We start from the raw sequence: 19,653 nt of genomic DNA on the forward strand, positions 1-19,653 counted from the left end.
GTCTTACGCGGATTGCGCCGCTGGAGTAACGGTATGCTGACAAGAATCATTGCAGCCAGGTATCTGGGCGGTCATACGGTCTGGCTTCGGTTCAACGACGGGCTCGAAGGACCGGTCGACCTGTCCGCAGAACTCTCTGGCGAGGTGTTCGAGCCGCTACGCGACGAGGCTTATTTCGCTCGGGTCGAGCTCCACCCGGAGCTGCATACGCTGGTTTGGCCCAATGGTGCCGATTTCGCCCCCGAGTTCCTGCGCGAGAAGCTGCTGGTTGCTGCCTGAGCAGGGCTGACAAGCTTCTGGAGGCCTGGGATGAGTTCTTCAGCCGAGCAGATCGATAGGCCACGCGCCGTGTCAGTCAGCAGCTCCGATGACGAGCTGACCGTCGTGTTAAGTGACGGCCGGACGATCTCTGTTCCCCTGGCGTGGTATCCGCGCCTGGAGCACGCGACGAGTGAAGAGCGGCAGGACTGGGAGCTGATCGGACACGGCACCGGCATCCATTGGCCAGCGGTCGATGAGGATATCAGCGTCGATTCGCTGCTTCGCGGCCTGCCGTCCAACGAGTCCCAGGCGTCCCTGCGCCGGTGGCTGGCGGGACGCGTTTCCGGTTAAACGCCTCGGATTCTGACGCTGGAGCTTGGCAACAGGTGCTTGAGAGTGGTCACCCTCGAGGATAGAGTGGCTATCCACAACGCTTTCCCCGACCGGGGGTTCCGGCCATGAAGCTGAGCTACCACGCCGAGACGGATTCACTGTACATCGACCTTTCAGATCGGCCGAGCGCTGAGAGCCGTGAGATCTCCGAGGGCGTAGTGCTCGATTATGATTCAGACGGGCAGCTGGTCGGGATCGATATCGACAATGCTTCGGCGAAAGTCGACCTGGGCAGGCTTGTATTGAGCCGTTTGCCCGGGAAGGTGGAAACTGCGGTCGCCTGATATGGCGTCTTAAGGTCGCCGCTTAACGCCCTCAGCGCCGCTCCGGCGTCACAAACCGCTTGAAGAAATCCCCCACCGACACGGTCACCAGGTCGGTCAACTCGCCGGCGTCAAAGAACGAACCACGGCAGGAACCGCACTGCTCGAACCAGATGTGCGGTTGTTCGGGGTCGACCATGCGATGCATCGGGCCGGCGCAGCGCGGGCAGCGGTAGTTGTCGACCCGGTTCTGTGTCTTGCCGGTCTTGATGTCGCCGATGTCGAGCGCAGCCGCCGCCTCTTTCGTGCGCAGCTTGCTGAGCTCGCCGGCGTCGAACCACAGGCCGTGACAGGAGAAACACCGATCGACCTCGGTGTTGTCGATCATCACCTGTTCCATGTCGGCGCGGCACTTGGGGCAGCGCATCGCGCCGGAAAAATACATGCCGGACCCGCCGGCGCCCATGCCCACGGTGTAACTCGGCGCCCGCTTGCGGCCGGTTTGTTCTGCCGGCCGGTGCCGATGGAACAGGGTGATGAAGATCATCGTGACGGTGATGGCGCCAAGCAGCAGGTAGGCTTCGACGTACGAGGTCTGCTCGGCAATCATGCCGTAGCTCTTCGAGCCGGCTGAGGCGCCGAGATTGGCCACCGACATGTAGATGGCAAACTGGGTGGCGGAATTCGCGCTGGAGCAGATGGCCATGGCCAGCGCGATCATGCACACCATGGTCACGGGCCCGAGCAACACCCAGGCGGCCAGCATCACCCTGACGTAGGTCGTGTTCTCCCACAGGAACTGCGTCTGGGCGAGCAGGATGGCGTGGATGGCGACGAGCGAGACCGTCAGTATCAGCATGCGCTTGGCGCCGAAGCGATCGATCATGGGCCCCAGCGCCAGCGCCACGGCTGCACCCGCCAGCCCCATCACCGCAACAAGTTGTGACCATTCCGGCGTCGTGAAGCCGAACAGGTTGATGGCGGCGATAGGCATCAGGGCGTGACCGTAGCCGCTGATGAAACCGTCGAACAGCATGATCGCCATCAGGATAAGGCTGACCCGGGACCACAGCACCGCGTTCAGCCCCTTGAAAACGTCCGCGAACGAAGCGGCCGCACGCCGCTCAGACATCGCGGCGCCGGTACTCCACGGCAGGCGACGCTCGCCGCGATGCTCCACGGTCATCATGAAGCCGAGCAGGAAAACGGCCTGGACGACGGCCGCGACAAGCGCGGTAACGCCCATGCCGAAGGTGACCAGCATCATTCCGCTGACCGCCGAAGTCACGGCCCAGCCGATGGCCTTGCCGAACACCATGAAGCCGTTCAGGCGGCCCTGCTCATCGACCGGCGTGACCTCGATCGCCAGGCCGTCGACGGCGACATCCTGCGTCGCCGCGAACACGTTGATAAGGAGGCCGAGCACCGTCAGCAGGCCGACCTGCTCGACCGGGTTGTCGACGAGGACGAGACCGAAGAACGACAGCGTCATGCCGAGTTGTGCGCCCAGCACCCAGGGTCGCCGCCGGCCCATCGCCAGGAACTGGTAGCGGTCCATCAGCGGCCCGGACAACAGCTTGAAGGCCCAGGGCAGGATGATGACGGCGAGGAAAGTGGCGATCTGGCCGGCCCCGACCCCCTGGCTCGCCAGCCAGGCGGGCACGGCGATGTTCATCAGCCCGTAGGGAATGCCCTGCGCAAAATACATGGATGAGCCGGCGGCATAGCGCATGCGCGAGCTTTCCGCGAGAACCCAGTTGATTGTCATTTTTGTTGTCCTGAGCGAGGCGAGCGGGGATGTTACCGCGGCGGCTGCAGTACTGCACCAATCGGCATCCAGGCTCATCCCCTGAGCCCGCCGCCCCGGATACTGGGCTCGTCACCCGGACGTGACGGGCCTTGCGCCGGGGCCATGGAAGGCCCGCTGCCGCCACGGAGGATGACGTGAAGCTTGCCCTCGACCACGCCTCGCTCAAGGCCCACCAGCGCGCCCACCGCGCCGACTGGCCGCAGCCGCTCGCCCTGCGCGTACACCGTGCCCTGAGCTGGCTGTACCGGGCCGAGCAGGAGCCGGAGGACCATGACGCCCGGTTCATCTTCCTGTGGCTGGCCTTCAACGCCGCCTACGCCCAGGAATTCCCCAACCGGCGCGAGTTCTCCGAGACGCGCCTGCTGCTCCAGTTTCTCAGCCGGCTGATCGACGCGGACCGCGACAACCTGCTGTACGAGCTGGTGTGGACCCGTTACCCGTCGTCCATCCGCCTGCTGATCGACAACCGCTATGTCTACCAGCCCTACTGGGACTACGTGAACGGCTACCTCACCGAGGCGGAGTGGCAGGAGCGCTTCGACCGCAGCCGCGCCTCGGCGCGCCGGGCGCTGGGCGAGGGGCGCACCAAGAAGCTGTTCGCCGCGACCTTCGAGCGGCTCTACGTGCTGCGCAACCAGGTGCTGCACGGCGGCGCCACCTGGAATAGCCGCATCAACCGCGACCAGATCCGCGACGGCGCCAACATCCTCGGCGACGTCGTGCCGATCGTCATCCACCTGATGATGGAGCACGCCTACAGCGTGTGGGGCGAGGCGTGTTATCCGGTGGTGGACTGAGGCGCGGTATCAGTTCAGGCCGCGAGCATTGACCTGATCAGGCCACACCAGGTTTGAGAACCACTGCCATTGAGTCCATGCTGGGGCTCAAAGGAGCCAGCCACCGTATTCATGTTTATCCGTATCGGTTTCGAGATCACCATCGAGTGCGCGCGCCCGACGCCGCTGTTGCTGGCGCTGTTGCCGCATCCGAGCTATGGCGGGCGGGTGATCGGGTCTGAAGAGGTCCGCACCGATCTTGCGGTGCCGCAGGAAGAGTATCTCGATGAGTTCGCCAATCGCCGGGTGCGCATGGTCGCGCCGCCCGGGCGGACGACGCTGTGGTCCGACTGCATAGTCGAGAATGACGGCCAGCCGGACCCCTTCGACTGGAACGCGCGCCAGCACCCGGTTGCCGAGCTGCCGCCGGACACGCTGCGCTACCTGACCCCGAGCCGCTACTGCAACAGCGACGAGCTGGTCGACCTGGCGTGGGGCCTGTTTGGCGCGACGCCGGAGGGCTGGGCGCGGGTCCAGGCGATCTGCAACTGGGTGCAGAGCCAGCTCACCTTCGGCTACCCCTTCGGTCGTCCGGACAAGACCGCGACCGACGCGGCGCGCGAACGCACCGGCGTGTGTCGCGATTTCGCCCACCTGGCGGTGGCGCTGTGCCGCGCCATGAACATCCCGGCGCGCTATGCCAGCGGCTATCTCGGCGATATCGGGGTCCCGGACAGCGGCCCCGGCGATTTTTCCGCCTGGTTCGAGGCCTATCTCGAGAACCGCTGGTTCACCTTCGATGCGCGCCACAACACGCCGCGGATCGGCCGGGTGCTGGTGGTGCGCGGCCGCGATGCGGCAGACGGGGCGATGATGACGTCCTTCGGCAATTACGATTTGAAGGTTTTTCGGGTATGGACCGACGAAGTCGCCGGCACCACGTCCGACACCGAGCGCCTGGCCCTGCTGGAGCGGCTGCCGGATGCGCCGGCGCTGACCCTGGCGCCGACGTAGGGAGATCGGTGGCGGGTCATGCCGGCGCGGCCACGGCGGCGCCAATTGTTGCCGGCAGCACGGTGTCCTACAATGTATGACATGAAATCGTCAGCCCTCACTATTCGTCTTGATCCGGATCTTGAGCGCCTGGTTGCGCGGGTAGCGAAGCGCACCGGGCGCAGCCGCAGCGAGGTCGTTCGTGACGCGGTTCGTCGCCAGCTCGCACTGGCCGAGTTCCAGGACCTGCGTCGCCGCGTCATGCCCCTGGCGGAGGCGCGCGGCTACCTGACTGACGAGGACGTGTTCAAAGACGTGTCGTGAAGGTCGCTTTCGACACTAACGTGCTCGTGAGCGCTTTTGCCACGCGCGGCTTGTGCGCCGATCTTTTCAACCTGGTGCTCGCCGAGCACGAGCTGGTCCTTGGGGTCACGGTGCTGGCTGAGTCTCAACGGGTGCTGCGCCAGAAGATGCGAATCCCGGTGGAAACCATCGGGGAGCTCATTGCCTTCCTGCGCCGGGAGGCGGTGGTAGTTGGCAAGACCCCTGCATTGCCGCTGCTGATCCGGGACGTTTCCGACGGACTGGTCCTGGCGGAGGCGGTTGCGGGTGGCGCCGAGGCGCTGGTGACCGGCGACCAGGACCTTCTTTCCATCGCGGCCGACGCGCCCATCGAGATCCTGTCACCGCGAGGGTTGTGGTTACGGCTCACGGCTGAAGCAGGGCGCCCGCGCAGAACGCGTACCTGACCCCGGTTACACTTCGCCCATGGACCACCAGTTCCAACACGCGCTCACCGTCCGCCGCCTGAACCCAGACCACCCCTTGCGCTGGCTGCGGGCGGGCTGGGCCGACTTCCGGCGGACCTGGCCGGTCGGGCTGGCGCACGGCGCGGCGGTCGTGCTGTTCGCGGTGCTGGTCCTGCTCGTCGCGGGCAACGACTTCTGGCTGCTGGCCGGCGCCTTCAGCGGGTTCCTCCTGGTGGCGCCGGTGATCGCGGTCGGGCTGTATGCCGTCAGCCGGGAGCTCGAGGCGGGGCGGCCGGGCGGCTTCAGGACGGTCTACGACGCCTGGATGAGCTGGCGCGGGGTGCCGCGGCACGACTGGCGGCTGGTGATTTTCGGCTGCCTGCTGGCGCTGGCCGGCACCGGCTGGGTGCTGACCTCGGCGGCGCTGATCACGGCGCTGTCGCCCGAGCCGATCAACAGCCCGGTGGACTTCCTGCGCTACGTCGTCGCCTCGCGCGAGCACTACCTGTTCGAGTTGTGGCTGATGGTCGGTGCGTTCATGGCCGCGCCGGTGTTCGCCTCCAGCGTCATCACCCTGCCGCTGCTGCTGGACAGGCAGGTCACGGTGCTGCAGGCGGTCACGGCAAGCTGGCTGGTGGTACTCAGGAACCCCGGGGTGATGGCGCTGTGGGCCGGGGTGCTCGCGGGGCTGTCGGTGGCCGGGCTGGCCGTGGCGCTTCTCGGCAGCCTGGTGGTGGTGCCGCTGCTGGGGTATGCCAGCTGGCATGCCTACCGCGACACGCTGGATGTCGCCAACCTGCCGGAGCGAGCGCGGAGGGCGCCGTGAACGCCGCCGAGCTGTTCGGCTTCACCGAGCAGCAGATCTCCTGGTTCGGCCTGACCTTCGGGCTGACGGCCTTCATGCTCTACATGCTGTTCATCATCGGCCAGATCGCCTACCAGTCGAAGGCCGGGCTGTTCGGCACCTTCGTGCTGTTCCTGGTGCTGGCGCTGGGCATGCTGGGCTTCGTCATGAAGCTGCTGATCCAGTGGATCCTGGACATTTGAAGCATTTGTCGAGCAGGTCGCTACGCTGCAGCCGCATGCAGCCTCACCCCGAGCGCTTTCGCGACTTTCAGGACCGTCGCCAAGCTAGGGTTTCCGTTCTCACTCAACGCCTTGTAGAGGCTCTCCCGACTTAAACCGGATTCTCTAGCCACAGCGGACATGCCCTTCGCACGAGCCAGGTCGCCTAGAGCGCGCGCGATTCCCTGGGCGTCGTCCGGCGCTTCCTCGAGCCAGGCATCGAGGTAAGCGGCCATCTCCGCAGGTGTGCGGAGTTGGTCGGCGACGTCGTATGCAACCGTCTTGATGGGTGCCTTGGGTTTGTGCGATGAGCGCTTCATGAGTCGTCGAGTTCCAGTTGATCTGCCATTCGAATAGCCGTTTCGATGTCCCGTTTCTGACTCGATTTGTCTCCGCCTGTCAGCAAGACGATCAGCTCGGATCGGATCTCCGAGTAATAGACGCGGTACCCCGGTCCGAAATCGATCTTGAGCTCCCAAACCCGAGCTGACAGGCGCTTGTGTTTGCCCGGGTTGCCGTGGGCGAGTCGGTCGATCCGCATCTGGATGCGTGCTCGCCCACCCAGGTCCTTCAGTCGATTTATCCAGTCAAGGAAGGTCTGCGTCGCTCGAAGCCGTTTAGGCGGAGTGTATCCCATGGGCTACAGTAAATGTCAAGCGGATAGTGCAGCCCATTGGAGAGAATTACAGGCCCAATTTCCTTATGAGTTTCCGTGGGTTTTGACTGGATAACCGCCTGCGGCAAGATGGGGCTCATGGTTGCTCCCGCCTCTCCCCGAGTACGCCACCAGCGCCACGGCGCCGGCTGGTACAGCCTCGAGACCGAGATCGTGTTGCCGGTGGCGCCGGCGGAGGTGTTTCCTTTCTTCTGCGACGTCCACAACCTCGAGCGGATCACTCCGCCGGAGCTGCGGTTCCGGGTGCTGACGCCCGGGCGGGTCGAGATTCGGGAGGGCACGCTGATCGACTATCGGCTGGCGTTCGAGCTGATCCCGCAGGACCCGGCACGCCCGGAATACCGCCAGGGCCAGGCACTCGGTCCGGAACACAGGCACTGGTTCCGCGCCAGGTTCTACCAGCAATACCGACTGTTCTTTCGCTACCAGGCGAAGGCCCGAGTGATCGTCTATGCGTGGGTCAACGACGCGGACACGCGGCGGGCCTACGGGAGCGCGACCGACGCATATCGCGTTTTTCGGCGCATGATCGAGAGCGGGAATCCGCCGGACAGCTGGGACGAGCTCCTCAAGACGGCGCGAGAAATTACCCCGTCCTAGTCATCTATCCCCGGCGCACCGCGTTTCTGCTTCACCTCGCCACGCTGGCGCTTCTCGGTGAGCCGCTTCTGCTTCGCGCGGGCGCTCGGCCTGGTCGGGACGCGCTTGCGCGGCGTGCGGCTGGCCTGCTCGATCAGCGCGGCCAGGCGGATACGGGCGTCGGCCCGGTTCCGGTGCTGGCTGCGGTGGCTGCGGGCCTCGATGGTGATCACGCCGGCGGAGTCGGCGCGGCTGCCGGCGAGCTTGAGCAGCCGCGCCTTGACGGCGTCGCTGATGAAGGTCGAGGCCGGCACGTCGAAGCGCAGCTGGACGCCGGACTCGGTGCGGTTCACATGCTGCCCGCCCGGCCCGCCGGTGAGGATGAACTTCTCGGCGAGCTCTTGCTCTGGCGGCAGGAAGGCCGGCCGGTCCGGTTGCGAAGGTGTGGTCATGTCGATGTTATTCTGCAGCCTGGCTCGAAAATGGAAAACCGGCGTGAACCCGACCCCTCGCAGGACACCCGCCACCCAGCTCCTCGGCCTCGTCTTCTGGCTCGCCCTGGCCTATATCACCGCTGCGATCGGGGCCATCGCCTCGGTCAACGCGCCGGAGTTCTACGGCCAGCTGATGCAGCCCACCTGGGCGCCGCCGGCCTGGCTGTTCGGCCCGGTGTGGACCACCCTGTTCACCATGATGGGCATCGCGGCCTGGCTGGTGTGGCGCTCGGCGCCGCTGGAGGCGACCCGCGGCACGCTGGCGCTGTTCATCGTCCATCTCGCGGTGAATGCGCTGTGGAGCTGGCTGTTTTTCGCCTGGAACCTCGGCTTCTGGGCGTTCGTCGAGCTGCTGCTGCTGTGGGCGCTGATCGTCACCCTCGTCTTCGCTTTCTGGCGCTTCAGCCGCGTCGCGGCCGTGCTGCTGGTGCCCTATCTCGCCTGGGTCAGTTTCGCCGGCGCGCTGAACTTCTGGCTGTGGCGGAACAATGCGGGGCTGCTGGGCTAGCGGCGCGCGGCCGGCCTGCCCACCGCGTCCACCAGCAACACCCACTGCAGGACGGTCGTCGCCACCGCGATCTTCACCCAGCCGTCGAAGCCCTCGCCGAGGCGGAAGAACACCACGGCCACCGGCAGCAGCGCGACGGCCAGGGCCAGCGGCTTGTAGTTGAGCTGCTGCCAGCCGAACAGCGGCACCTGGTGGCCGAAGCGCGTCTCGTGGACGACCAGCCAGGCGGCCAGCCCGAGGAACACGGCGAAGGGGACCACCAGCCACCAGAAGGACAGGGTGAGGCCCCAGGTAGCGAAGGAGATTTCGCCGCCGGCCAGCAGGGTGCCGTATAGCGCCAGGGCGAACAGGACGCCGTGCCAGGCGAGCAGCCAGCCGTGGAACAGCGGCCGCAGCCGGCCGCGGCCCTCGAGGTAGAACGCGCCGAGCGCGACCAGGGCGACCAGCGGCGGCAGCCAGGCGTCGCCGGCCATGCCCTTGCCGCCGACGCCGAAGATCCGCCAGTCGGAGATCTCGGGCTTGAGGACCAGCCGCATGGTGGTGGTCCAGAAGAAGGTCGTGGTCAGCAGCGTCCAGATGAGGACGATGTTGCGGAGCTGGGTCATCTCGCTTCCCCCCGTGGGGACTGTCCCCACCGGAACGATTGCAAATTCTCGATGCCGCGTCCATCCGGTGCCCTGCGCTAAGCTATCGGCCAGGCTTCAGGTGCAGGCGACGGGTGTCGCCAGGAGACCCGGATGAACTCGGAGAACATGCTCGGCGGGCGGCGCAAGATGGCGGCGATCCTGGTGGTGCTGCTGACCGTCGCGGTCTCGTGGTCCGGCTGGATCGACCGCAAGACCGAGGCCTACGTGGACGACGCCACGGTCCAGGCGCTGGCGGCCTTCGCCACGGCTCGCCTGCTGAATGCCGTCATCTCCATGGCCCAGTCGGTCGAGGTCGGGCAGTCCTCCGGCCTCGGCGTGAAGCTCGAATCGAGCATCCGGCCGCTGGAGCTGCTCGACCCGGTCAACGACCTCGTCGAGCAGTACTCGACGGTGATGCAGTTCGCGGTCGGCTCGCTGGTGACCCAGAAGCTGCTGATCGAGATCGTCTCCACCCGGTTCTTCAGGATCCTGCTGACGGTGTTCGGCGTCGTGGTCGTCGCCAGCCTGTTCGTCGCCGGCGGGCGCTACGCCCTCATCCCGCTCAAGCTGTTCGCGCTGGCCGCCTTGCTGCGCTTTCTGTTCGTGCTGGTGCTGGCCGGCAATGCGCTGGTCGACCAGGCCTTCGTCAGCCCCCGCACCCAGGAAAACATGCAACGGCTGGAGGTGTTGTCGGCGGAGGTCGAAGCGAAGCTGATGACCGCGACCCTGACCGAAACCGAGCAGGGCCGGCTGGAGAGCGAGCTCGAGGCGCTCGGGGCGCAGCGCGAGGCGCTGGCCGGGGAGCTGGGGCAGCTGCGCGCGGCCGAGGCGGATGCGCGGGCGGGGCTGGCCGAGGCGCAGCAGGCGCTGGAGGCCATCGAGTCGCAGATGACCATGAGCGAGGTCCTCAATCCCTTCGCGCGCAACCCCGAGCACCAGGCGGCGAAGCTGGCGCTGCAGGAGCAGGAGCAGGCCGTGGCGGCCGCCATCCGCGCCCGCTCGCGCGCCGAGGCGCAGCTGGCGGACGTCGAGGCCCGGCTCGCCGCCACCGCGGCGACGCTGGCCGGCGAAGAGGAGGAGGGCTGGTGGACCCGGATGTCCGGCAAGGTGAAGGCCCTGGTGGACGTGGAGCGCTACGAGGAGATCGTCGAGCGCATCAAGAACATCGTGCCGAACGTGCTCAACCTGATGGCGCTGTTCGTGTTCCAGACGCTGCTGATGCCGCTGGTGTTCCTCTACCTGCTGCTGCGCGGTTTTCGCGCCATCTGGGGCGTGGATTTCCGCGACCGGGTCGAGACCGAGCTGGCGCGCATCCGCGCCGAGCTGCGCCTGCGCGGGCGGGGGGAGTGAGGGGCGCTCAGGTCCCGGGCAGGTAGAGCGAGACGCCGACCCGCACGGCTTCCCAGCGGTCGCCGCCCGGATCCACGGCGATGATCCGGCCCCGCAGTTCCGCGCCCTGCTCCAGCAGGCGGACCAGCGGGCGGTTCTCGCTGCGCGGCACATAACCCACGCGTTGGCCCAGCGCCTCGATGCGGATGGCCTGCGGGTCGTGCGGGTTGTCGGGCTCGCGCACCAGGCGCACGGGATCGCCGGCGCGCAGCCGGTCGAGCAGGTTCGGGCCGTCGTAGTAGCGGAAGCCGGCGACCGGGAACACGCTGAAATCCACCTCCGCCGTGCGCGCGGGGGCGAGGGCCGGCGCGCCCGCGAAAGGCACGGCCAGCAGCTGCCTGAGGAAATCCCGGCGTGGCAGGAACGATGGCATGTCTGGCTCCTCCGTGCTGCGGCTTTCCCTGCCGCCTTGTTGTGGGGGCCAGCGTACGAGGCGGGGGGCTCAGGGGATGAGCCCGGCGTCACAGTCTGCGAGGAATTTTCCGGGGTCTAGGACGGCGGCGCCGCGCTTGCGGGCGCGGCGGGCGAGCTTGATGTCACGCGTGACGACGACAGGGACCGGTCCTGGGGACTGTCCCCAGGACCGGTCCTTAAGCGCGGCAAGGATGGCGCGGTCGGCCCGCTGGTCGCCGTCCCCGCCCGGGTAGACGACTTCGACCTGCTCCGACCGGCGCTCGGCATGGGCCGCGCCGCCGTCGAAGTAGATGCGGACCTCGGCGCCTGCCCCCGTGAACACCCCGACGAGATATTCCACCAGCGCCTCGCGGGCCGCCGTCCCGGGATGGCCGCCCACCAGTTCGGCCGCGAAGCGGGCGCGGGCGGCGTAGAGCAGGTTATGGCCGTCGACCAGGATCATCTTTTTCACAAATTCAGAACCGTCCTGAAATATCCACTGGGTACAAATGCCACTCTCTCGAATAACCCCAACAAGCACTGCCGCCAGGAGTAGAGCATCCCCCGATGCACGACCACGATAACGAAGTTTCCAATCCCTCGAAGAACCGCCCGTTCCGGGACGTCCTCGAGGTCAGCTTGTCGCGCCGCAAAATGCTCATGGGCAGCCTGGCCACGGCCGCCACCGCCTACGTCGCCACGTCGTCCGTGGCGTTGGCCGGCAACAAGGGCTGGAAGTACGGCAAGGGCGGCAAGAGCAAGGAGCTGATCGGCTTCAAGCCGGTCACCATCGCCGAAGCCAACGACGTCGGCGGCAAGGTGCCCCTGATCTCGCCCGACTACCAGTACCAGACCCTGATTTCCTGGGGCGAGAAGGTCAACCCCCGCTCGCCGGTGCAGCCGTACAACGGCGAGCCGGAGCGGCGCCCGAAGGCCGACGAGCAGGCCGAGCTGATCGGCATCGGCCATGACGGCATGACGCTGTTCCCCGTCGGCAAGCGCAACAGGGCCGGCATGCTCTGCATCAACCACGAGTTCGGCAGGAACTCTCACGTCCTCGGCAAGCCGTTCCCCGAGAGCCTCGAGGACGTCCGCGTGTCGCAGCACGCCCACGGCGTCTCCGTGGTGGCCCTGGCCAAGATCCGCGGCAGGTGGCGCCAGGTCTGGAGCCGCAACGCGCGCCGCATCCACGTCAACACGCCGGTCGAATTCAGCGGCCCGGCGGCGGGCCACCCGCTGCTGCAGACGCCGGCGGGCAACCCGACCCTCGGCACGGTCAACAATTGTTCCAATGGCGAGACGCCCTGGGGCACCTACCTGACCTGCGAAGAGAACTTCAACGGCTACTTCGGCGCGAGTGATCCCAACTGGGCCCCGACTGACGAGCAAGCCCGCTACGGCTTCACCAACGTCGGGTTCGGTTACGGCTGGCACGTGTACGACGAGCGCTTCGACCTCTCCGATCCCAACTACAAGAACGAAGACAATCGCTTCGGCTGGGTGGTCGAGATCGATCCGCGCAACGGTCGCAGGATCCCGGTGAAGCGCACCGCGCTGGGCCGCTTCAAGCACGAGGGCGCCGAGGTCGTGGTCGGCAAGGGCGGCCGCCTGGTGGTCTACATGGGCGACGACCAGAGCTTCGACTACATCTACAAGTTCGTCTCCGACGGCAACTGGAAGTCCATGCGCGCCCGCGGCATGAATCCGCTGGACCACGGCAAGCTCTACGTGGCGAAGTTCAAGGATGACGGCACCGGCGACTGGCTGGAGCTGACCATCGACAACCCGGTGCTGGCGGCCCGGTTCAAGGACCAGGCCGAAGTCCTGGTCTATACGCGACTCGCCGCCGACCTGCTCGGCGCGACGCCGATGGACCGGCCGGAGTGGGCCAGCGTGGCGCCGAACGGCGATGTCTACTGCACGCTGACCAACAACCGCGACCGCACCGAGGCCGATGCCGCCAACCCGCTGGCGCCGAACCCCGATGGCCACATCATCCGCTGGCGCGACGACCATCGCCATGTCGGCACCCGGTTCGTCTGGGACATCTACCTCATCGCCCAGGACACCCATGGCGAAGGCGACGAGCGCAACTTCTCGGATCCGGACGGCATCTGGGTCGATCCGGACGGCCGTGTGTTCATCCAGACCGACGGCGGCCAGAAGGCCGGGCTGCAAAACCAGATGGTGGTGGCCGATCCCGACGGCATTGACATCCGCCGCCTGTTTGTCGGCGTGAGCGGTGATGAGATCACTGGTATCGCCTATACGCCAGACCGGCGCACGATGTTCATCAACACCCAGCATCCCGGCAACGGTGATCCCACGCGGACCAATTTCCCGGCCGCGCCGGACGGCGTGACGATCCCGCGGGACACCACTTTCGTGATCACAAGGAAGGACGGCGGCATGATCGGCTCGTAGCCGCCAATCGCAGGACGCGTCCCCCCGAGGCCCCGGCACCCGCCGGGGCCTCACTTTTTCGCGGCCCCGGCAGGGTGTAGGCTGCGGCGATGCTGCTGTTCTTCGACGTCGAGACCACCGGCCTCCCCAGCCGGCGCAACGCCACCTACCGCGAGGTGGACGCCTGGCCGCGCATCGTCTCGATCAGCTGGGCCGTGGCCGCCGGCCCGGGCGAGGTCGCGGCCCACCGCAGCGCCGTCATCCAGCCCGACGGCTTCACCATCCCCTGGGGCGCCGAGCAGGTGCACGGCATCAGCACCGCCCACGCGCTGCAGTTCGGCCGGCCGCTCAACGACGTGCTGCGCGAACTCGCCGAGGATCTGGAGACGCACGTGCCGTTCCGGCTGGTGGCGCACAACATGGACTTCGACCGCAACGTGCTGTTCTCGGAGCTGGTGCGTGCGGGCCGCATGCCGCCGGCGCCGGAGCTGCTGCGTTCGCTGGGCGCGCTGCCGACCGTCTGCACCATGCTGTCCTCGGTCGAGGTCTGCCGCCTGCCCGGCCGCTACGGCGACTACAAGTGGCCGCGACTGGCGGAACTCCACGAGCATCTCTTCGGCGAGGGTTTCGCCGGCGCGCATGACGCGGCCGCCGACGTGCTGGCCTGTGTGCGCTGTTACTTCGCGCTGCGCGGGGAAGGCTGAGTTTCTTTACTTGCCCGCGACAAATGCTACCTTGTGTGTATCACCCAGGCGATCTATACACATTAAAGGCCCGCGCATGAGAACCAATATCGTGATCGACGACAAGCTGATGGCCGAAGCACTGCGGGTGTCGGGCGCGCGCAGCAAGCGGGAGGTGGTAGAGCTGGGGTTGAAGACCCTGGTCCAGCTCAAGCGCCAGGAGCGCATTCGCGGCCTCCGCGGCAAGCTGCGCTGGACGGGTGACCTCGAGGCCATGAGAACGGACTGATGGTGCTGGTCGATACCAGCGTCTGGATCGATTACTTCAACGGCGCGCCGACGCGGGCAGCTGACGTGCTGGATGGCCTGCTGGGGACGGAGCCCGTCGCCGTCGGTGACCTGATCCTGGTCGAGGTCCTGCAGGGCTTCCGGCGCGATCGCGACTACCGTGTTGCGCGTGAGCTCCTCGAAGGGTTGCCGGTGTTTGAGCTGCTGGATCGCAATCGCGCGCCGAGGGTGGCCGACAACTACCGGGCGCTGCGCAAGCGGGGCGTCACCGTCCGCAAGACGACCGACGCGGTGATCGCGAGCTTCTGTATTGCCGAGGCCCTGCCGCTGCTGTACGCGGACCGGGATTTCGACCCCTTCGTCGAGTTCCTCGGGCTGAAGCGCGCCTGAACCTGTTTCAGCCGCCGAACCTCCAGCTCGCCCGCAGCGCCACCGCGCTGCCGCTCAGGCTCACCGCAAAGCCGAGACGCCGCCGCTCCCAGCCCAGCGCAGGGACGACGGTGACGCCGACACCCAGCGCGTTGTTCAGGGGCAGCTGGTCCTCGTGCGGTTCCTTGTAGCCGTGCACCAGGCCGAGGCTCACGGCCCAGAACAACTCCCCGCCCCAGGCCGGCTTCCAGTCCCACTCCAGGCCGTAATAGATGGTCTGCGAGAACTGGCCGTAGGAGTTGTCGAACACCGCCGCGCCGAAGTGGCTGCGGTCGGCGTTCCAGAACACGTGGCGCGGGGTAATGAACTCGGCGGCGACGACGTGGTTCCAGTCGACGAAGTCATCGTCGTTGGTGACATGGAACACGCGCGGCGTGTAGGCGACCCGGAAGCGGTCCTCCTCGCCGAACCACGCGGGCCGCGCCCCGGCTGCCGGTGCGGCGAGGAGCAGGACGAGGGCGAGGCAGGCGAGGCGGTGCGACATGTGGGATTCCCCGGGGACCTGTCGGCGCTTTCGTCGGGCCGGGCCGCGTGGATTTCGTCCGCTTGGGGGGCATCCCCGGCGGCGGGCCGTGCATTTGCGCCCGACCGGCATGGATAACCGCTCTTCCCCGCGGCGGTTCGCGCCGCAACTATGGGATCCGGTACTGGAGCTGCCGGTGGACGATGTGTACACTTAAACGTGTACACCTTTGGGGATCGGCGATGACCATGGTGAATGTGCGCGAAACTCGCGAGCGGTTGTCCCGCCTCCTCGACGCCGTGGCGGCGGGTGAGGAAGTGGTGATCATGCGCCACGGGCGGCCGGTGGCGCGGCTGGTGCCGGCCGGGCGGGGGGAGATCGCCTTCCAGTCGCGCGAGGCATTGCGCGCCGCTCTCCCGCCGATGCAAAGACCGGCTGCCGCGGAGGCCCGGGCCGGCCGCGACGAGGAGCGCTACTGAGTGCTTTACCTCGATACGAGCGCGCTGTTGCCGTTCTACCGCGAGGAGGCGACCAGCGCGGTGGTGGAGAGGTTGTTGCTGGCGCAACGGGAGCCCGTGCTGCTCAGCCGGTTGAGCGAGCTCGAGGTGGCCTCGGCACTGGCTCGCTGGATGCGCCTGAGAGAACTCGACGAGGGGCAGGCCGGGCAGATCGAGAACGCGTTTCGCGAAGATGTTCGCGCGGGTCGTTTCCAGGTGGTGGAGCCTGGCCCGGGCGACTACTCGCGCGCCCGCGAGTGGCTGCTGGCGAGGAAGACGGCCCTGCGAGTGCTGGATGCGCTGCACCTGGCTTGCGCGGTCCGGCACGAGGCGCGCCTGGTGACGGCCGATGCGGTCATGACCGGGGCCGCCGTGTCTTTCGGCCTGCAGGTGGAGCGAATCGGGCCCGGCCGCGCCCGCAAGCCGCGCCGCCGCTAGCTGAACTGCACCCGGTCCTTGAGTTCGTCCAGGGTGAGGCCCGGCGAGGCCAGGGTGCCTTCGTCCGGCCCGCCGCCGACCACCATGCCGATGCCGGCCACCGGCGGCAGGGTGTCGAGGCGGAAGCGCCCGGGCTGGGGCTGGGAGCGGATGAAGCACTCCTCGTCGAAGAACAGCCGGTCGTCGCTGCGGGCGATTTCGTCGGAGTCGATCGTCTGGTAGCCGACCAGCTCGCGGATGGCGTCGAGCGAGGGTTCGATCTCGACCTGCTCGATGGTCTGCTGGAAGGGATTGATGAGATAGGCGTGCATGGCTCCGTCCGGGTTGATGTTGCGCTGCACAGGATACTACGACGCTGGGGACTGTCCCGGGGACAGTCCCCAAAATGCGCATGGACGATGCGGGTAGGGATGCGTATGCTGTGATGGTCTATCGCGACAAGGTGATGCCGATGGCCACGGTATTCGATGCCGACGCACCGAGGAAAGCCGTCAACCTGACCGTTAATTCGGACTTGTTGCACCGGGCCCGGGCGCTGAAGATCAACCTCTCCAGGACGCTGGAGGTGGCGCTGGTGAGCGAGATGAAAAAGCGCGAGCAGGCGGAGTGGCTGGCCGCGAACCGGGCGGCGATCGAGGGCTACAACGAGCTCGTCGAAGGCGAGGGCGTATTCAGCGACGGTCTGCGTTCTTTCTGATGCCGCAGTTCGTGGTCTACCGCAACCCGAATCCTGCCACGCGCGACCGTTTCCCCCTTTTGCTGGACGTGCAGAACGACCTGCTGGCGGAGCTCGGGACTCGCGTGGTGGTTCCCCTGGCCCCGGCGACCCGGTTGCCGGCCCCCCCGATGACGCAGCTGACGCCGGTGCTCCGGCTCGAGGGCACGGACTACGTGATGCTCGCGCCGCAACTGGCCGGAATCCCCCGGCGCCTCCTCGGCGAAAGCGTCGCGGACCTGTCCAGCCGGCGCGATGATATTCTCGCCGCGCTCGACTTCCTCGTCACCGGCTACTGACCGCTAGACTAGAGACGCCATGAACCGCAGCGACCATCCCCTGTTCCAGCCTTGCCGCCTCGGCCCGCTGGAACTCCAGAACCGCATCGTGCTGGCCCCGCTGACCCGCAGCCGGGCCGAAAGCAACGTGCCCAACGCCCTGATGGCCGAGTACTACGGCCAGCGCAGCTCGGCCGGCCTGATCATCACCGAGGGCACCTCGCCGTCGCCGAACGGGCTGGGCTACCCGCGCATCCCCGGCATCTTCTCGCCGGCCCAGGTCGAGGGCTGGCGCGCCGTCACCGCGGCCGCCCATGCCGGCGGGGCGAAGATCTTCATGCAGCTGATGCACACCGGCCGCATCGGCCATCCCCGCAACCTGCCCGCCGACGCCCAGGTCCTCGCGCCCTCGGCCGTGGCGGCCCGGGGCCAGATGTATACCGACGCGGCCGGCCTGCAGCCCTTGCCGCAGCCCGAGGCCATGACCGCCGAGGACATCGCGCACGCCCAGGCCGAGTTCGTGCAGGGCGCCAGGAACGCGGTCGCGGCCGGCTGCGACGGCATCGAGCTCCACGGCGCGAACGGGTATCTCATCGAGCAGTTCTTCCGCCCGACCTCCAACCGGCGCGAGGACGAGTACGGCGGGTCGTTCGCCAACCGCGCCCGCTTCGCACTGGAGGTTGCCGAGCGGACGGCCGCGGCCATCGGCCGCGAGCGCGTCGGCATCCGCCTGTCGCCCTTCGGCGTGTTCAACGACATGCCGCATTACGAGGCCATGGCCGCGGACTACACCGCGCTGGCCGGCGAGCTCGGCCGCCTGGGGCTGGCCTATGTCCATCTCGTCGACCACTCCGCGAGCGGCGCGCCGGAGGTGCCGGAGGCCCTGAAGCTGGCCATGGCGGAGCAGTTCGGCGGGCCGGTCATCCGCTGCGGCGGCTACACCGCGGAGCGGGCGCTGGCCGATATCGACGCCGGCAAAGCCGACCTCATCGCCGTCGGCCGCGATTTCCTCGCCAACCCCGACCTGCCGCGGCGCTGGCGCGAGGGCCTGGAGCTGAACACGCCGAATCCCGACACCTTCTACACGCCGGGGCCGCAGGGCTACACGGACTACCCGTTCGCCGGCTGAGGCCGGCGCGCGCTCAGAGGAAGCGCACCAGCAGGAACAGCCCGATCATGGTGAAGCCGAGCGCGATCTTCGCGGCGGTGCCGATGACCAGCCCGAGGGTGGCGCCCCAGCCGGCGCGGCCTGCCGCCACCAGGTCGCGCCGGTCGGCGAGCTCGCCGATGAGCGCGCCGACAAACGGGCCGAGCAGCAGGCCGGCGAAGCCGAAAAAGATCCCGATCACGGCGCCGATGGCGGCGCCCGCGACGGAGCGGGGCGAGGCGCCGTAGCGTTTCGCTCCCAGCGCGCCGGCGACGAAGTCGGCCACCAGCGCCAGCACCGCCATCAGGGCCAGCGTGACGAGGGTCTTGGTCCCGACGAAGGCGAAGCCCTCCGCCGCGGCGGCAGCCAGCAGCCCGGCGAACAGCAGCACCGGGCCCGGCAGCGCCGGCAGCACCAGCCCGGCCAGCCCGACCAGGACCAGGACGACGGCCAGAATCCACAGCAGGACGGTCATGCCGTCATGATACCCAGCGCCGGCTTCAACGGTAATCGGGGTTGGGATGGTCGAAGCGGCAGCCGGCCTCCCATGCGCTGCGCTGGTTGCCGTGGGCCGGGATGCCGCCGGCCTGCCGCAGCAGGCGCGCCAGGTGCATCAGGTTCCAGGCCATGAAGGTCGTGTTGCGCTGGGTGAAATCGTTCTCCGGGCCGCCGGAGCCCTCGTCGGCGTAGGAGGCGCCGGGCCCCGCCTCGCCGATCCAGCCGCAGTCGGCCTGCGGCGGGATGGTGTAGCCGAGGTGCTGGAGCGCGTAGAGCACGGTCATGCCGCAGTGCTTGACGCCGTCCTCGTTGCCCGTGACGACACAGCCGCCGACGCGCCCGTAGAAGGCGTACTGGCCCTGGTCGTTGAGCTTGCCGGACTCGCTGTAGAGCCGCTCGATCAGCCGCCGGCACACGGAGCTCTCCTCGCCGAGCCAGATCGGCGTGCCCACCACCAGGATGTCGGCCGCCATCACTTTCGCGCTCAGCTGCGGCCAGTCGTCGCGCTCGAAACCGTGCTCCGTCATGTCGGGGTACACCCCCGGCGCCAGCTCGTAGTCGACCGGGCGCAGCACCTCGGTGGCGATGTCGTTGGCGGCCATGATCTCGCGCGCGACCCCGATCAGGGCCTCGGTGTGCGACAGGGTGCCGCTGGGCTTCAGGGTGCAGTTCAAAAAGAGCGCGGACAGGCCGGCGAAATCGTAGTCGTGCTCCGCGCACAGCGCGCGCTGGCGGTCGTTCAGGCTCATGTCGTGCCTCCCTGTCAGTCTTGTCGCAAACGGTTCCAGCCTTCACCCTAGTCCCCGGGCCGGCAGATTGCACACCGGCGAACGCGCGAC

32 protein-coding genes are annotated in these 19,653 nt (G+C 67.6%); 21 read left to right on the forward strand and 11 right to left on the reverse strand.

Going from position 1 to position 19,653, the window contains the following annotated elements:
• Window positions 1–33 precede the first annotated feature (33 nt).
• The 3 genes from G6N75_RS00540 to G6N75_RS00550 all read left to right on the forward strand — a co-directional run bounded on the left by G6N75_RS00540 (window position 34) and on the right by G6N75_RS00550 (window position 938).
• Window positions 34–279 (forward strand): DUF2442 domain-containing protein, encoded by a 246-nt coding sequence (locus G6N75_RS00540; RefSeq protein WP_165346118.1) that lies wholly within the window; start codon window positions 34–36, stop codon window positions 277–279.
• 30 nt (window positions 280–309) lie between these two features.
• Window positions 310–612 (forward strand): DUF2442 domain-containing protein, encoded by a 303-nt coding sequence (locus G6N75_RS00545; protein WP_165346119.1) that lies wholly within the window; start codon window positions 310–312, stop codon window positions 610–612.
• A gap of 107 nt (window positions 613–719) precedes the next feature.
• Complete coding sequence (locus G6N75_RS00550; RefSeq protein ID WP_165281328.1) at window positions 720–938, forward strand: DUF2283 domain-containing protein; 219 nt, start codon at window positions 720–722, stop codon at window positions 936–938.
• 31 nt (window positions 939–969) lie between these two features.
• Here G6N75_RS00550 and G6N75_RS00555 read toward each other — a convergent pair whose 3' ends face one another.
• The gene (locus G6N75_RS00555) at window positions 970–2,685 is read right to left on the reverse strand and encodes an MFS transporter (RefSeq protein WP_165346120.1); all 1,716 of its coding nucleotides are present in this window, start codon (window positions 2,683–2,685) and stop codon (window positions 970–972) included.
• Between the two features lie 176 nt (window positions 2,686–2,861).
• Here G6N75_RS00555 and G6N75_RS00560 point away from each other — a divergent pair, with 176 nt between their 5' ends.
• From G6N75_RS00560 to G6N75_RS00585, 6 genes are all read left to right on the forward strand, one after another.
• Window positions 2,862–3,524 carry a HEPN domain-containing protein gene (locus G6N75_RS00560; RefSeq protein WP_165346121.1) on the forward strand — a complete coding sequence of 221 codons (663 nt, stop codon included), beginning with the start codon at window positions 2,862–2,864 and terminating at the stop codon, window positions 3,522–3,524.
• 111 nt (window positions 3,525–3,635) lie between these two features.
• A complete protein-coding gene (locus tag G6N75_RS00565) occupies window positions 3,636–4,517 on the forward strand; it encodes a transglutaminase family protein (protein WP_165346122.1) in 882 nt (293 codons plus the stop codon).
• 81 nt (window positions 4,518–4,598) lie between these two features.
• On the forward strand, window positions 4,599–4,820 hold the full coding sequence (locus G6N75_RS00570) for a type II toxin-antitoxin system VapB family antitoxin (protein WP_165346123.1): 222 nt from the start codon (window positions 4,599–4,601) through the stop codon (window positions 4,818–4,820).
• On the forward strand, window positions 4,817–5,245 hold the full coding sequence (locus G6N75_RS00575; protein ID WP_165346124.1) for a putative toxin-antitoxin system toxin component, PIN family: 429 nt from the start codon (window positions 4,817–4,819) through the stop codon (window positions 5,243–5,245). Before G6N75_RS00570 ends, G6N75_RS00575 begins: the two co-directional genes overlap by 4 nt.
• A gap of 19 nt (window positions 5,246–5,264) precedes the next feature.
• The gene (locus tag G6N75_RS00580; protein ID WP_165346125.1) at window positions 5,265–6,071 is read left to right on the forward strand and encodes a DUF2189 domain-containing protein; all 807 of its coding nucleotides are present in this window, start codon (window positions 5,265–5,267) and stop codon (window positions 6,069–6,071) included.
• Window positions 6,068–6,292 (forward strand): DUF2788 domain-containing protein, encoded by a 225-nt coding sequence (locus G6N75_RS00585; protein WP_346765451.1) that lies wholly within the window; start codon window positions 6,068–6,070, stop codon window positions 6,290–6,292. Before G6N75_RS00580 ends, G6N75_RS00585 begins: the two co-directional genes overlap by 4 nt.
• 20 nt (window positions 6,293–6,312) lie before the next feature.
• Here the strand turns inward: G6N75_RS00585 and G6N75_RS00590 are convergent, their stop codons facing one another.
• Complete coding sequence (locus G6N75_RS00590) at window positions 6,313–6,630, reverse strand: addiction module antidote protein (protein ID WP_165346126.1); 318 nt, start codon at window positions 6,628–6,630, stop codon at window positions 6,313–6,315.
• Window positions 6,627–6,947, reverse strand: a complete 321-nt coding sequence (locus G6N75_RS00595) for a type II toxin-antitoxin system RelE/ParE family toxin (protein ID WP_165346127.1) — start codon at window positions 6,945–6,947, stop codon at window positions 6,627–6,629. The genes G6N75_RS00590 and G6N75_RS00595 overlap by 4 nt, the downstream gene beginning before the upstream one ends.
• Before the next feature lie 117 nt (window positions 6,948–7,064).
• Here G6N75_RS00595 and G6N75_RS00600 point away from each other — a divergent pair, with 117 nt between their 5' ends.
• Window positions 7,065–7,586: a type II toxin-antitoxin system YhaV family toxin gene (locus G6N75_RS00600; protein ID WP_165346128.1), complete on the forward strand. Its 522-nt coding sequence runs from the start codon at window positions 7,065–7,067 to the stop codon at window positions 7,584–7,586.
• Here the strand turns inward: G6N75_RS00600 and arfB are convergent.
• On the reverse strand, window positions 7,583–8,017 hold the full coding sequence (gene arfB, locus G6N75_RS00605) for an alternative ribosome rescue aminoacyl-tRNA hydrolase ArfB (protein ID WP_165346129.1): 435 nt from the start codon (window positions 8,015–8,017) through the stop codon (window positions 7,583–7,585). The genes G6N75_RS00600 and arfB overlap by 4 nt on opposite strands.
• A gap of 43 nt (window positions 8,018–8,060) precedes the next feature.
• Between arfB and G6N75_RS00610 the strand changes: the two genes are divergently transcribed.
• Window positions 8,061–8,567: a TspO/MBR family protein gene (locus tag G6N75_RS00610; protein ID WP_346765452.1), complete on the forward strand. Its 507-nt coding sequence runs from the start codon at window positions 8,061–8,063 to the stop codon at window positions 8,565–8,567.
• Here the strand turns inward: G6N75_RS00610 and G6N75_RS00615 are convergent.
• On the reverse strand, window positions 8,564–9,172 hold the full coding sequence (locus G6N75_RS00615) for a hypothetical protein (protein ID WP_165346130.1): 609 nt from the start codon (window positions 9,170–9,172) through the stop codon (window positions 8,564–8,566). The two genes, G6N75_RS00610 and G6N75_RS00615, sit on opposite strands and share 4 nt — an antisense overlap.
• Window positions 9,173–9,304: 132 nt before the next feature.
• On the opposite strand from G6N75_RS00615, the gene G6N75_RS00620 reads away from it, so the two are divergent.
• Window positions 9,305–10,543, forward strand: a complete 1,239-nt coding sequence (locus G6N75_RS00620; protein ID WP_165346131.1) for a hypothetical protein — start codon at window positions 9,305–9,307, stop codon at window positions 10,541–10,543.
• 7 nt (window positions 10,544–10,550) lie between these two features.
• Here G6N75_RS00620 and G6N75_RS00625 read toward each other — a convergent pair whose 3' ends face one another.
• Together G6N75_RS00625 and G6N75_RS00630 are read right to left on the reverse strand one after the other, a co-directional pair.
• Window positions 10,551–10,955 carry an HIRAN domain-containing protein gene (locus G6N75_RS00625; RefSeq protein WP_165346132.1) on the reverse strand — a complete coding sequence of 135 codons (405 nt, stop codon included), beginning with the start codon at window positions 10,953–10,955 and terminating at the stop codon, window positions 10,551–10,553.
• 69 nt (window positions 10,956–11,024) lie between these two features.
• On the reverse strand, window positions 11,025–11,438 hold the full coding sequence (locus G6N75_RS00630) for an NYN domain-containing protein (protein ID WP_240900855.1): 414 nt from the start codon (window positions 11,436–11,438) through the stop codon (window positions 11,025–11,027).
• Between the two features lie 104 nt (window positions 11,439–11,542).
• Here G6N75_RS00630 and G6N75_RS00635 point away from each other — a divergent pair, with 104 nt between their 5' ends.
• The 4 genes from G6N75_RS00635 (at window position 11,543) to G6N75_RS00650 (ending at window position 14,739) form a co-directional block, all read left to right on the forward strand.
• Window positions 11,543–13,399 carry a PhoX family phosphatase gene (locus tag G6N75_RS00635; RefSeq protein ID WP_165346134.1) on the forward strand — a complete coding sequence of 619 codons (1,857 nt, stop codon included), beginning with the start codon at window positions 11,543–11,545 and terminating at the stop codon, window positions 13,397–13,399.
• Between the two features lie 89 nt (window positions 13,400–13,488).
• Complete coding sequence (locus tag G6N75_RS00640; RefSeq protein ID WP_165346135.1) at window positions 13,489–14,082, forward strand: 3'-5' exonuclease; 594 nt, start codon at window positions 13,489–13,491, stop codon at window positions 14,080–14,082.
• 76 nt (window positions 14,083–14,158) lie between these two features.
• Window positions 14,159–14,350, forward strand: coding sequence for a type II toxin-antitoxin system VapB family antitoxin (locus G6N75_RS00645; protein ID WP_165346136.1), 192 nt, complete (start codon window positions 14,159–14,161; stop codon window positions 14,348–14,350).
• A complete protein-coding gene (locus tag G6N75_RS00650) occupies window positions 14,350–14,739 on the forward strand; it encodes a PIN domain nuclease (RefSeq protein WP_165346137.1) in 390 nt (129 codons plus the stop codon). Before G6N75_RS00645 ends, G6N75_RS00650 begins: the two co-directional genes overlap by 1 nt.
• A 7-nt stretch (window positions 14,740–14,746) precedes the next feature.
• On the opposite strand, the gene G6N75_RS00655 is transcribed toward G6N75_RS00650, so the two are convergent.
• Window positions 14,747–15,262 carry a hypothetical protein gene (locus tag G6N75_RS00655; RefSeq protein ID WP_165346138.1) on the reverse strand — a complete coding sequence of 172 codons (516 nt, stop codon included), beginning with the start codon at window positions 15,260–15,262 and terminating at the stop codon, window positions 14,747–14,749.
• A gap of 221 nt (window positions 15,263–15,483) precedes the next feature.
• Between G6N75_RS00655 and G6N75_RS00660 the strand changes: the two genes are divergently transcribed.
• Window positions 15,484–15,720 (forward strand): type II toxin-antitoxin system prevent-host-death family antitoxin, encoded by a 237-nt coding sequence (locus G6N75_RS00660; protein WP_165346139.1) that lies wholly within the window; start codon window positions 15,484–15,486, stop codon window positions 15,718–15,720.
• The gene (locus tag G6N75_RS00665) at window positions 15,721–16,176 is read left to right on the forward strand and encodes a type II toxin-antitoxin system VapC family toxin (protein ID WP_165346140.1); all 456 of its coding nucleotides are present in this window, start codon (window positions 15,721–15,723) and stop codon (window positions 16,174–16,176) included.
• Here G6N75_RS00665 and G6N75_RS00670 read toward each other — a convergent pair.
• A complete protein-coding gene (locus tag G6N75_RS00670; protein WP_165346141.1) occupies window positions 16,173–16,517 on the reverse strand; it encodes a hypothetical protein in 345 nt (114 codons plus the stop codon). The two genes, G6N75_RS00665 and G6N75_RS00670, sit on opposite strands and share 4 nt — an antisense overlap.
• A gap of 83 nt (window positions 16,518–16,600) precedes the next feature.
• On the opposite strand from G6N75_RS00670, the gene G6N75_RS00675 reads away from it, so the two are divergent.
• Genes G6N75_RS00675 through G6N75_RS00685 form a run of 3 tightly spaced genes read left to right on the forward strand, consistent with a single transcriptional unit; the run spans window position 16,601 to window position 18,298 of the window.
• Entirely contained in the window at window positions 16,601–16,873 is a 273-nt protein-coding gene (locus tag G6N75_RS00675; protein WP_240900856.1) for a type II toxin-antitoxin system CcdA family antitoxin, read from the forward strand.
• On the forward strand, window positions 16,873–17,190 hold the full coding sequence (locus G6N75_RS00680; protein ID WP_165346142.1) for a CcdB family protein: 318 nt from the start codon (window positions 16,873–16,875) through the stop codon (window positions 17,188–17,190). Before G6N75_RS00675 ends, G6N75_RS00680 begins: the two co-directional genes overlap by 1 nt.
• Window positions 17,191–17,209: 19 nt before the next feature.
• Window positions 17,210–18,298 (forward strand): alkene reductase, encoded by a 1,089-nt coding sequence (locus G6N75_RS00685; protein ID WP_165346143.1) that lies wholly within the window; start codon window positions 17,210–17,212, stop codon window positions 18,296–18,298.
• 13 nt (window positions 18,299–18,311) lie between these two features.
• Here the strand turns inward: G6N75_RS00685 and G6N75_RS00690 are convergent, their stop codons facing one another.
• Window positions 18,312–18,791 carry a DUF456 domain-containing protein gene (locus G6N75_RS00690; RefSeq protein WP_165346144.1) on the reverse strand — a complete coding sequence of 160 codons (480 nt, stop codon included), beginning with the start codon at window positions 18,789–18,791 and terminating at the stop codon, window positions 18,312–18,314.
• A 25-nt stretch (window positions 18,792–18,816) separates the two neighbouring features.
• Window positions 18,817–19,563 carry a flavodoxin family protein gene (locus G6N75_RS00695; protein WP_165346145.1) on the reverse strand — a complete coding sequence of 249 codons (747 nt, stop codon included), beginning with the start codon at window positions 19,561–19,563 and terminating at the stop codon, window positions 18,817–18,819.
• Window positions 19,564–19,653: the final 90 nt, after the last annotated feature.

The sequence above is a fragment of the Thioalkalivibrio sp. XN8 genome, from assembly GCF_011058255.1.
Lineage (GTDB): Bacteria > Pseudomonadota > Gammaproteobacteria > Steroidobacterales > XN24 > XN24.